This window comes from Trebonia kvetii (genome assembly GCF_007827045.1).
Taxonomy (GTDB): Bacteria; Actinomycetota; Actinomycetes; order Streptosporangiales; family Streptosporangiaceae; genus Trebonia; species Trebonia kvetii.
Genome location: NZ_RPFW01000009.1, coordinates 251,588 through 262,444, shown reverse-complemented (window position 1 = coordinate 262,444; position 10,857 = coordinate 251,588). Strand labels below are relative to the sequence as shown.

Sequence of the window (10,857 nt, the reverse complement as noted above, 5' to 3'; positions counted from 1 at the left end):
GTTCTATTTTAGGTAGGGTACACGGGCTTGTCCGACTGAACCATAGCCAGTAACGCGTTCCATCGATGGGAAGGTGATCGTGGTGGGTACCGCGGTGATCGTCGAGGCTGTGCGCACTCCGATAGGCAGGCGCGGCGGGGTGCTCGCGGGCCTGCACGCCGCGGAAATCCTCGGCGCCGCGCAGGTCGCGCTGCTCGACCGGGCCGGCCTGGACCCCGCGGCGGCCGAGCAGGTCGCCGGCGGCTGCGTGACGCAGGCAGGCGAGCAGTCGAACAACGTCACGAGGACCGCGTGGCTGCACGCCGGCCTGCCGTACCAGACGGGCTGCCTGACCCTCGACGCCCAGTGCGGTTCCGGGCAGCAGGCCGTTCACCTGATCGCCGGCCTCATCGCGGCCGGCGCGATCGGCGTCGGCGTCGGCTGCGGGGTGGAGGTCATGTCGCGGGTGCCGCTGCGCTCGAACGTGGGCACCGGGGTCGGGACGCCTCGGCCGGACACCTGGGACATCGACCTGCCGAACCAGTTCGTCGCCGCGGAGCGGATAGCCGGACGCCGCGGCCTGACGCGCGCGGAGATCGACGCCTTCGGCCTGCGCTCGCAGACGCTGGCTCAGGCCGCCTGGGCCCAGGGGCGCTTCGGCCGGGAGATCACGCCGCTGAAGGCGTCGGGCGGGCTGGTCGACAGGGACGAGGGCCTGCGGGCGACCAGCCTGGACGCGCTGGCCCGGCTCACTCCGGTGGTTGAGGGCGGGCTGCACACGGCGGGGACGTCCTCGCAGATCTCCGACGGCGCGGCCGCCGTGCTGCTGGCCGACGCCGGCCGGGCGCGGGCGCTCGGCCTGCGGCCGCGCGCCAGGATCGTCGCCCAGTGCCTTATCGGCGCGGAACCGTACTACCACCTTGACGGTCCGGTCGCGGCGACGGAGCGGGTCCTGGCGGCCAGCGGCATGACGCTCGCGGACATCGACCTGTTCGAGGTCAATGAGGCGTTCGCTTCCGTGGTGCTGTCGTGGCGGCGCGTGCTGCGGCCCGACGAGGACAAGGTAAACGTCAACGGCGGGGCGATCGCCCTGGGGCACCCGGTGGGCGCGACCGGCGCCCGGCTGATCACTTCCGCGCTGCACGAGCTTGAGCGGCGCGACGCGAGCACCGCCCTGATCAGCATGTGCGCCGGCGGGGCCATGGCCACCGCCACCATCATCGAGCGCGTGTGACGCCGCATCCGCGACTCGCGCTGAAATCCCCCGATCGGAGGGATGCCAGGCCGCCTTGCGGGGGGTGACGGTGGACGGGTACACGTGAACTGGCGCGAAGGAGACTTTCGTGGATCGGTACCCGGACATCAGTGAGCACGGGCTCATCGGCGACCTGCAGACAGCCGCGCTGGTAACAAGCGACGGCACCGTGGACTTCTTCTGCTGCCCCCGTTTCGACTCACCGAGCGTCTTCGCGTCGCTGGTCGACGCGGAGCGCGGCGGCCACTTCAGCATCAAGCCGGCCGCCGACGGCTACGTGACCAAACAGCTCTACTTTCCCGACACCGCGATGCTTATCACCCGGTTCATGACGAAGGACGGGGTCGGCGAGGTACTCGACTTCATGCCGGTCATCGAGGGCGCACCCACGGACCGGCACCGGCTGGTCCGGCACCTGCGGGTGGCCCGCGGCACCATGCGGTTCGAGCTGCAGATCCAGCCCCGGTTCAACTACGGCCGCGCCAAGCACACGGTCGAGCTGGCGGAGGAGGGCGCGGTGTTCCGCGCCGACGACGGGATGGTGCTGACGCTGCACGTCGCGGGCATGCGCGAGACACCCAGCGAGAGGGCCAAGGTGGAACAGGCCGGCGACGGGCTGCGCGCGGTGTTCGAGATGCGCGAAGGCGAGAGCGGGCGCGGTGTGATGCTCGAGTCGGCGGGCGGGAAGCCGAAGGCCATGACGGCCGCCGAACTGGACCAGATGGCCGACGACACCGCGGCCTACTGGAAGTCCTGGGTAGGCCGTTCCACCTACCAGGGACGCTGGCGGGAGATGGTCAGCCGCTCGGCGATGACCCTCAAGCTGCTGACCTATGAGCCGACCGGCGCGCCGGTAGCCGCCGCGACGTTCGGGCTGCCCGAGCAGACCGGCGGCGAGCGGAACTGGGACTACCGGTTCACCTGGATCAGGGACGGTTCCCTGACCATGCACGCCCTGGCCAACCTGGGCTACCTGGTGGAAGCCGGCCGATTCAACCTGTGGCTGCGCGACCGGGTCGCCGAGCAGGCCGGGAGCGCCTCCGGCCCGCTGAAGATCATGTACCGGGTCGACGGGACATCCGATCTGGTGGAGGAGACCCTGGAGCACTTCGAGGGCTGGCGTGGCTCGCGGCCGGTCCGCATCGGCAACGGCGCCGCCGACCAGCTGCAGCTGGACATCTACGGCGAGGCGCTCGACGCGCTCTATTACTTCGCTGAGCAGGGCGCGCAGATCGGCCACCGCGGCTGGCAGGAACTGTCGCAGATCGTCGACTGGGTCGCGGACAACTGGGACCAGCCCGACGAGGGGGTCTGGGAAACCCGCGGCGGCCGCAAGGACTTCACCTACGGCCGGTTCCAGTGCTGGGTAGCCCTCGACCGCGCGATCCGGCTGGCCGGGGACACCGGACGGCCCTCCAATCTGGCCAAGTGGGTGGTCGAACGAGACCGCCTGTACAACCAGATCATGGACCGCGGCTGGAACAAGAACGTCGGCGCGTTCACCCAGCATTACAGCACCGACGTGCTCGACTCCGCGCTGCTGTTCATGCCGCTCGAAGGCTTCGTCGCACCCCAGGACCCGATGTGGCAGTCCACGCTGCGCGCCATGGACAAGCAGCTGGTCTCCGACAGCCTCGTCTACCGGTACAACCCCGCAGCCTCGCCCGACGGGCTGCACGGCGACGAGGGCACCTTCTCCCTGTGCACCTTCCTCTACGTCGACGCCCTGGCCCGCTCCGGGCGACTGGACGATGCCATCCTCACCTTCGAGAAGATGCAGACCTACGGCAACCACCTGGGCCTGTTCTCCGAGGAGATCGGGCCAACCGGCGACCAGCTCGGCAACTTCCCGCAGGCGTTCACCCATCTGTCGCTGATCAACTCCGCGCTCACCCTCAACCGCGAGCTCGAGCGGCGCGCCGCCCACCCAGAGCGGATCGCCGCCATCGAGCAGCTGGCCGCATCCGTCTGACGACGGGTCGGGGTGAGCCATGCAGCTGCATGGCTCACCCCGGTCGCAGCTCATGACAGAGGCAGCCACGGGCCCCGATCGGGCTGAAGCCGGGAGCGCGCTGAGAACACCCCGGGCGGCGTCAGTCGCCGGCATCATCTTCTCCGTCCTCCTGATCACCGCGCTAACGCTGCTGCGGCTCTCGGCCCCGCCCAGTCCCGCCGTCGCCGGGACGTGGCTGACCGATTCCGCGCACCGTACCGCGCTGGCCATCGGGCTTAACCTCGTCCCGTTTGCCGGGATTGCCTTCTTGTGGTTCATGGGGGTGGTGCGCGACAGGATCGGCGAACGCGAGGACCGCTTCTTCTCGACCGTGTTCCTCGGCAGCGGCCTGTTGTTCGTTGGCATGCTGTTCGTGGGCGCGGCCGTGGCCGGCAGCCTCGTGGCGAGCGCAACATCGACGGCGCTGCCGGGCACCCTGGCGCTGGGCCGCAACGTCACCACGAGCCTGCTGAACGTCTACTCCATGCGGATGGCGGCGGTGTTCACGCTCACCACGGTGACCATCGCGCGCCGCACCAGGATCGTCTCCCGGTGGGTCACCCTGGCAGGGCTGGCTTGTGCGGTGGTGCTGCTGGTCGGGATAGGGATCAGCCCGTGGGCGGAATTGGTGTTCCCCGCCTGGATCCTGGCGCTGAGCTTGGATATTCTCCGCGCCGGCCATGACCACTGACCAGGTCTTGACCGGGGTGAGTCTCATCGTGGTGCTCGCGGTGGGCTCGCAGGTGCTGGCCAGCCGGCTGCGTATCCCGGCACTGATCGTCATGCTTCCGGCGGGATTCATTGCCGGGCTGCTGACCAGCGACGTCAATCCGAGCCGGCTCCTCGGGCCCGCGTTCCAGCCGAGCCGCCCTGGAGCTCGGGGCCATCCTGGTTGTATCGGGCCCCACGGTCGTCATCCCGCTGCTCGCCTTCGTCCGCCCGGTGGAACGGCTGCAGCGGGTGCTGGCCTGGGAGGGGTCGCTGATCGACCCGGTGGGCGGCATTCTCGGCGCCGTCGTACTGCACGGCGTGCTCGCGGGCACGCACAGGCACCTCGGCAGCCAGCTCGGCCTGTTCTAGGCATCGGCCTGGCCGGAGCGATCGCGGGCACCGCGGCCCTGTGGCTGCTGCTGCGCGTGCTCGAGCTCGGCGAAGTGCTAGGCACGAGCGCCCAGCTCGCGGTCGTCGTCGGCGTCGCGGCGGGCTGTGACATCCTCCGCGACGACGCGGGACTGATCGCCGCGATCATCATGGGCGTGGCGGTGGCGAACATGCGCTCGTTTGACATGCCGGCGCGCCGCCCGTTCTTCGAGACGCTCGTGCAACTGGTCATCGGGCTGCTGTTCGTCTCGATCTCCGCGACCATCACCCCGGCGTCGCTGCGCCACCTGGTGCTGCCGACGATCGGCCTGGTCGCGGTGCTCGTGCTCGCCGTGCGGCCGATCGTGGCCGCGCTCGCCACGCCGCGGACCGAACTGAGCCGCGGCGAGCGCGCGTTCACCGGCTGGATGGCACCGCGCGGCATCGTCGCGGCGGCGACCGCGACAACGTTCTCCGCGACGCTGTCCGCGCACGGGGTCGGGGGTGCGTCGAAGATCCTGCCCGTTACCTTCCTGGTCATCGCGGTAACGGTGGCCGTCTATGGCTTGTCGGCCGCACCGGTCGCGCGCGCCGTTGGCGTACTGAACAAGCCGCGGGCCCGGACGCTGCTCGTCGGGGGCGCCCCGTGGGTGGTCGAGCTTGGCTGTGCGCTGCAATCCACTGGCCTTGACGTGCTGGTGTGGGCCGGGCATGAGGACGAGCGGGCACACATCAGGAAGGCGCATCTCGAGCTGGCCCAAGGCGAGCTGCTCGCGTCCGCCACCGGGCAGGGCGCGCAGCTCGAGGGAGTGACCGCGGTGCTCCTGCTCACCGACGAGGACGACTTCAACGCGCTGGCGTCGACCGTGCTGCGGGCCGGGGAAGAAGGCGAAGTCCAGGTGTACCGGCTGGGTCCGCCCAGCCAAGCGCACGGGGTCGTGGCGCCGTTCATGGGCGGGGACATCCTGTTCGCCGACGACCTCAGCCGCACGGCGCTCGCTGCCCGGTACGCCGACGGTGCGCGGATAATCGCCCGCCCGGCTGACCACCACCCCGTCCCGGACGGCTCTGACCTGCTATTCGTGTTGCGCGGCGATGGCCATCTGGAGCCGGCGACCCGCACCGCCCAGCCGTCGCCGCGGCCCGGAGAAACCGTTGTCCTGCTCAGCCAGGGCCGGGTTAGCACACCCCGCTGAAGCCGCCTATACCTTCATCAGGGCGATGACCGGCGACTCTCGCGCGATCAGCATGGCAGTGGAGGCCCGAAGATCGTACGGAGCAACGAAAGGTCGGGGTGAGCCATGGCCGAGGCGTCCGGCAGCCGCCGGGTAGTGATCGTTGGCGGCGGGTTCGCCGGCTTGTTCGCGGCGCGGGCGCTCAGCCGCGCGCCGGTCCAGGTGACTCTGCTCGACCGCGCTGAGCATCATCTATTTCAGCCGATGCTGTACCAGTACGCCACCGGCATCGTGTCTGAGGGGAAGATCGCGACACCGTTGCGGGAACTGCTGAAGAAGCGCGGCAACGTGGAGTTCATGGTGGCCGAGGTGACCGGGATCGACGCGGACAGCCGCAAGGTACTGGCGCGGCGGCCGCTTGGCGAGCCGATCGAACTCGGCTACGACTATCTCATCCTGGCCGCCGGCGTCCGGCAGTCCTATTTCGGGCATGACGAGTACGCCGCGGTCGCGCCCGGAATGAAGACCATTGAGGACGCCAGGAAGATCCGCCGCCGGGTGTTCGGGTCGTTCGAAATGGCCGAGTCCGCCGACGACCCCGCGGAACGCGCCAAATGGCTCACCTTTGCCCTGGTGGGCGCGGGACCCACCGGGGTGGAACTGGCCGGGCAGATCCGGGAGGTCGCCACCAAGACGCTGCGCCGCGAGTACCGGCATATCCGGCCGGAGGACGCCAAGGTCATGCTGTTCGACGGCGGGAGCGCCCCGCTGGCGGCGTTCGGGCCGAAACTGTCCGCGCTGGCCGCCCGCCAGCTGCGCAAGCTGGGGGTCGAGATGCACATGGGCTCGCTGGTCACCCATGTGGACGCTGATGGCCTGGACGTCAAGGATCACGAGGGCAACGTGACCCGGTACGTGGCGGGCAACATCTTGTGGACCGCGGGGGTGGCGGCGCCGCCGCTAGCCAAGGCGGTGGCCGAGGCAACCGGCGCCGCGCAGGACCGGGCGGGCCGCCTGGTCTGCGGACCGGACCTGTCCCTGCCCGGCCATCCGGACATTCTGGTAGCCGGCGACATGATGAGCCTGGACAAACTGCCCGGGGTCGCCGAGGTCGCCATGCAGACAGGCCTGTACGCCGGCCACCGGATCACGCATGAGGCGCAGGGCCAGACGTATGACAAGCCGTTCCGCTACCACGACCTCGGCTCGGCCGCCTACATCTCCCGCGGCCACGCCGTCGTCTCCGCGTTCAAGATGAACTTCGGCGGTTTTCCCGGCTGGGTGGTCTGGCTGTTCATCCACATCGGCTTCCTCACCGGCTTCCGCAACCGCCTCGGAGCGCTCGTCAGCTGGTGGTTCGCCTTCACGCGTGACCTGCGCAGGGAACGCGCCTTCACCATCGACGACGCGCCGACGGCGGCCGGGATCTACAGTCGCCAAGCGGACACCGCGGCGCTGCCGCGCGACGTTCCGCGCCAGGCAGCCGCACCCGAGCCGCGACCGGCGGCCGAGCCCGCCACCAGGCCTCCATCGGGGTGACTGAGGTGGCGATCGAGGGGATCGGTCCGCGGCCCCCGGGCCGGCGACTGCTCACCCGGCTGCGCGGCCAGGTCCCCGCGGGCACGCCGGTAGTGGCCGACACGATCGAAGGCGCGCTGGCACCAATCGGCCGCGTGCCCGCGTGAAGGCTTGCGCCCGGGCTGCGGTCAATGCGGGGAGCGCCCGCTACAAGACGGCGATCGGGTTGACCGGCGAGCCGGTGCCGGTGGGCAGCCGCAGCGGCGCGATGACGCACAGGAACGACCAGCGGCCGGCCGCCGCGCACGTGCTCGCCAGGCTGGTGAACTGCAGGTAGTCGAGCAGGTGGAGGCCTAGCGCGTTGACGGCGAGCACGTGCACAGGGAAACCGACGCCCGCGACGACGCTCGGAGCTGTGTCATTGTTGCCGTCGCCGCCCAGGACGGCGATCTGGCGCTCCGCCAGCACCGGCAGCACGCTGGGGTGCAGCCCGGCCCGCGCCTGCGCCGCGTCCCACGGGCCCTGCTCGTTTCGCCGGCGGCGGTGCCCCACGCGCACGAACACGATGTCGCCCCGGCCGGCCCGAACGCTCTGGTCCCGCTCGGCCGCCAGCACGTCGTCCACCGTCACGCTGTCGCCCGGCTCCAGCCACTGGACGCCACGGGAGCGCGGTATGTCGAGCAGCACCCCACGCCCGACGATGCCGTCCGCCGCGACGTCGATGGACAGCTCGGCCGCTCCGTGCTCGCCGACGGTATCCGCGGGCACACCGTTGTACAGGGTGCCATCGAACATCACGTGGCACAGGGCGTCGATGTGACTGTCGGCGTTGCCGTGGATGTTCATCGCGATCCGGTCCATGCCGAAGAACACTCCCCGACCGGCGTCGGCCCCAAGCGGCTCTTTCATCTCATGCCGGGCGGGCTCTGGGTTGTCGGCCGCCGGCCAGTCCTCTATCGGGGCTGCTAGTGGCACGGTCCGGCCCAGCTGCACCTCACTCAGGGCGGCGCGCACCTCGTCCGGCGTGATGTAGTTCAGCGCTCCGCGCCTGTCGTCCGGGCCCCAGGGCAGCTGGCGACGCAGCCGGTCGTATATCGAACGGAACTCTGCCTCCGTCATCGGGCCGGACAAGGAAGCCGCCGGGCCGGCGGAGGCGCGCGGGGTGCCTGTCATGCCATTACCCTCCGGTTTGCTGCAGCTTGGGTGGTACCGCCGCCGTGGCCCGCCGGGCAGCCCGTAGCCAGATGGCCCGCTGTACCGGGATACCGACAGTCGCGACAGCTGTCAGGACCACGACGTTAAGCAGGAGCTGGAGGGCCGATCCCCGGGCCTCGCTGTCGCTGCCGAAGGCCTGCGACACCCCGACGTCCGATGCCGCCGGGATGGTGGTCACCGAGATGAATACCCCGATCAGCGTGCTTGACCGTGCTTCGGTCAGCGAAACGACGCCGACCGCGCCGGCCAGCAGCGCGACCATGAAGGACAGCCAGTTAGGGGTGTCGATCAGGGCGGAGACCGGGCGGAGACCGGCTTCATAGGCCCTGGACTCCAGCCCGGCCCCCCGGATGACCAGCGATAGGAGCAGCGCGAAGACCATGGCGAGGGCGAAGCCGAATACCAGCGCGCCCGCGCCGCGCCGTACCCGGGATGAATCGCGGTTGATCAAGCCGTACGCGAGGCTGAGGATGGCACCGTATTCCGGGCCGACGACCATCGCGCCGACGATAAGGATCTGCGAGTTCGTGACGATCCCGATGGCTCCGATGAGTCCCGCGATGACCAGCAGGACGTACCAGCTCGGCGGGAAGCTCCCCTCCAGCGCGATCCGGCCCTCGACCTCGGCCCAGACGGGCGTGAACTGCTGGTACCGCGTCCGCTTGGCCGCGACGCGGCCGGCGTGCGCGGAGATCGAAGTGTCGACATTTTCCAGGATTATGGAGCCACGCTCTTCCACCCCTAGGCCGCGCAGCCGCTCGATGACATCATTGGCCGCCCCGTGCAGGACGTCGAAGTGCACCGCGTCCCCGTCGGGATGCCTGACGGCATCGGGGTGCAGGGTCAGGTTGATCACCCCGGGCTCCGAGCGGAGCATAGGCATCACAGTCCCGGTGATGTCCGGCAGGCTGACCACTCTCAGATGGATCACTGCGCACGCCCCGGTCCGGCTATGCCATGCGGCTCAGCAGGTGGTCACCGACCCGCAGGGCGTTGGCGATCGCGGTCAGCGCCGGGTTCACCGCCCCGATGCTGGGGAAGAAGCTCGTGTCCACGACGTAGAGGTTGTCGAGTTCGTGGGCCTTGCAGTTAACGTCGAGGACCGAGGTGGCCGGGTCTGCGCCGAACCGGCAGGTGCCGGCCTGGTGGGCGCAGCCCGCCAGCGGGATGGCCATGTCCATGTAGAAGTTCTTGCGCAGCACGTGGTGCGCGGCCATCCCCACGTGGTTGAGCACCTTCTTCAGCTCACCATAGAGGCGATCGGCCTCCTCGTCGTTGGTCGATGAGTAGGCGAGGTGGATGTTGCCGCCGGAGTCGGTGGTCACCCGGTTCTCTGGCACCGGCAGGTCCTCGGTGGTCAGCCACCAGTCCACCGCGTGTTCGGCCACGTCGGACAGAGTCCATTCTGGTGCGAACATCGTCTTCTCTGGCTGCTCGCCCCGCATCGCCTCGGCGTTGGACTTCCCGATCATCTGGATGTTGCCCATCGGCCACTGGTAGTCCTTGGTCGGGAGGTAGAAGTCGTTGATGCCCAGCGTCTTCTGGAAGATGGTGTCGTTCTTCTCCTTGGACAGGGACACGATCGCCTTGCAGTTGTGGAACGTGTAGTTGCGTCCCACTTGATCCGACCCGTTCGCCAGGCCGTTCGGGTGTGTGTCGTTGGCCGAATTGAGCAGGATCTTCGCGCTGTTGGCGGCCCCGGCGGAGATCGCCACGATGTCGCCCTGGTAGACCTCGCGCTCCCCGTTCCTTGACACCACGACTCCGGTGACCGTGCGGCCGGAGCCGTCGGTCTCCAGCTTTGTCACCTCGGCGCCGGTAAGCAGGGTGACGTTGGGACGGTCAAGCAGCGGCCTGACCGCGATGACCTCGGCGTCGGCCTTGGCATGCACCAGGCACGGGTAGCCGTCACACCAGGTGCAGCGGATGCAAGTGCTCCTTGGCCGGTCGGCCTCGTCCAGCATGATCCCGCAGGGTGCGTGGAACGCGTGGTAGCCGCCCTTGCCGAGGTCGTCGTACAGCTCCTGGATCCTGGGCTCGTGCGAGACAGCGGGCCAGGGGTAGGGCTCGCTGCGGTGACCCTCGGTCGGGTCCTCGCCTCCGTTGCCGTGGACCTGGTACATCTGCTCGGCCTTGGAGTACCAGGGCTCGAAATCGTCGTAGGACAGCGGCCAGGCCGGCGAGATCCCGCTGACATGCTTGATCTCTTCGAAGTCCTGCGGGCGCAGCCGGTACAGGGCAGCGCCGTACAGCTTGGTCGCCCCGCCGACGAAATAGTGGACCTGCGGCTGGAACGCCTTGCCGTCGCGGTCGTACCAGGTGTCCTTGGAGATGTACTTGCCGTCAGCGAACACCGGTTTCGGGTCCCAGTTGTCTAGCTCGCGAGGCAGGAAGTCGCCGCGTTCCAACAGCAGGATGCGCTTGCCCGAGTCGGCGAGCCCGTGCGCGAGCGTCCCGCCGCCGGCCCCGGATCCGATGATGATTACGTCATAGCTCTCGGTCATACGCCTACCATCGCCGCCTTGACGGTGCCTGGCATCCCCTCATCCGGGCTAAAGCCGCCCGGCCGCGGGCCCGCGGCCGGCAATACCCACATCGGAGCGATGCCGCAGCTCATACGCGCAGTCCACGATGGCGACCAA

At 69.3% G+C, this 10,857-nt stretch carries 10 protein-coding genes; 7 read left to right on the top strand and 3 right to left on the bottom strand.

The window, feature by feature from the left end; translation table 11 throughout:
• The first annotated feature begins 82 nt into the window (after nucleotides 1-82).
• From EAS64_RS37940 to EAS64_RS44200, 7 genes are all read left to right on the top strand, one after another.
• A complete protein-coding gene (locus tag EAS64_RS37940) occupies nucleotides 83-1,213 on the top strand; it encodes a steroid 3-ketoacyl-CoA thiolase (protein WP_145861202.1) in 1,131 nt (376 codons plus the stop codon).
• Between the two features lie 109 nt (nucleotides 1,214-1,322).
• Nucleotides 1,323-3,206 carry a glycoside hydrolase family 15 protein gene (locus EAS64_RS37935; protein ID WP_145861200.1) on the top strand — a complete coding sequence of 628 codons (1,884 nt, stop codon included), beginning with the start codon at nucleotides 1,323-1,325 and terminating at the stop codon, nucleotides 3,204-3,206.
• 52 nt (nucleotides 3,207-3,258) lie between these two features.
• A complete protein-coding gene (locus tag EAS64_RS37930) occupies nucleotides 3,259-3,918 on the top strand; it encodes a hypothetical protein (protein WP_145861198.1) in 660 nt (219 codons plus the stop codon).
• 251 nt (nucleotides 3,919-4,169) lie between these two features.
• Nucleotides 4,170-4,307, top strand: a complete 138-nt coding sequence (locus EAS64_RS45270) for a hypothetical protein (RefSeq protein WP_222849904.1) — start codon at nucleotides 4,170-4,172, stop codon at nucleotides 4,305-4,307.
• Nucleotides 4,308-4,363: 56 nt separating this feature from the next.
• Nucleotides 4,364-5,503, top strand: coding sequence for a cation:proton antiporter domain-containing protein (locus tag EAS64_RS37925; protein WP_222849903.1), 1,140 nt, complete (start codon nucleotides 4,364-4,366; stop codon nucleotides 5,501-5,503).
• A gap of 105 nt (nucleotides 5,504-5,608) precedes the next feature.
• Nucleotides 5,609-7,021, top strand: a complete 1,413-nt coding sequence (locus EAS64_RS37920; RefSeq protein ID WP_145861196.1) for an NAD(P)/FAD-dependent oxidoreductase — start codon at nucleotides 5,609-5,611, stop codon at nucleotides 7,019-7,021.
• A 5-nt stretch (nucleotides 7,022-7,026) separates the two neighbouring features.
• Nucleotides 7,027-7,167, top strand: coding sequence for a hypothetical protein (locus tag EAS64_RS44200; protein WP_187366472.1), 141 nt, complete (start codon nucleotides 7,027-7,029; stop codon nucleotides 7,165-7,167).
• 40 nt (nucleotides 7,168-7,207) lie between these two features.
• Here the strand turns inward: EAS64_RS44200 and EAS64_RS37915 are convergent, their stop codons facing one another.
• From EAS64_RS37915 to EAS64_RS37905, 3 genes are all read right to left on the bottom strand, one after another.
• Nucleotides 7,208-8,173, bottom strand: coding sequence for a cyclase family protein (locus EAS64_RS37915; RefSeq protein ID WP_222849902.1), 966 nt, complete (start codon nucleotides 8,171-8,173; stop codon nucleotides 7,208-7,210).
• A gap of 4 nt (nucleotides 8,174-8,177) precedes the next feature.
• Nucleotides 8,178-9,092 carry a DUF389 domain-containing protein gene (locus EAS64_RS37910; protein ID WP_222849901.1) on the bottom strand — a complete coding sequence of 305 codons (915 nt, stop codon included), beginning with the start codon at nucleotides 9,090-9,092 and terminating at the stop codon, nucleotides 8,178-8,180.
• Nucleotides 9,093-9,165: 73 nt separating this feature from the next.
• Nucleotides 9,166-10,719, bottom strand: a complete 1,554-nt coding sequence (locus EAS64_RS37905; RefSeq protein WP_145861195.1) for a GMC oxidoreductase — start codon at nucleotides 10,717-10,719, stop codon at nucleotides 9,166-9,168.
• Nucleotides 10,720-10,857: the final 138 nt, after the last annotated feature.

Coding starts and splice junctions, on each gene's coding strand:
- EAS64_RS37930 (WP_145861198.1), top strand. CDS start 3,259: ATGACAGAGGCAGCCACGGGCCCCGATCGGGCTGAAGCCGGGAGCGCG.
- EAS64_RS37915 (WP_222849902.1), bottom strand. CDS start 8,173: ATGACAGGCACCCCGCGCGCCTCCGCCGGCCCGGCGGCTTCCTTGTCC.
- EAS64_RS37920 (WP_145861196.1), top strand. CDS start 5,609: ATGGCCGAGGCGTCCGGCAGCCGCCGGGTAGTGATCGTTGGCGGCGGG.
- EAS64_RS37905 (WP_145861195.1), bottom strand. CDS start 10,719: ATGACCGAGAGCTATGACGTAATCATCATCGGATCCGGGGCCGGCGGC.
- EAS64_RS37910 (WP_222849901.1), bottom strand. CDS start 9,092: ATGCTCCGCTCGGAGCCCGGGGTGATCAACCTGACCCTGCACCCCGAT.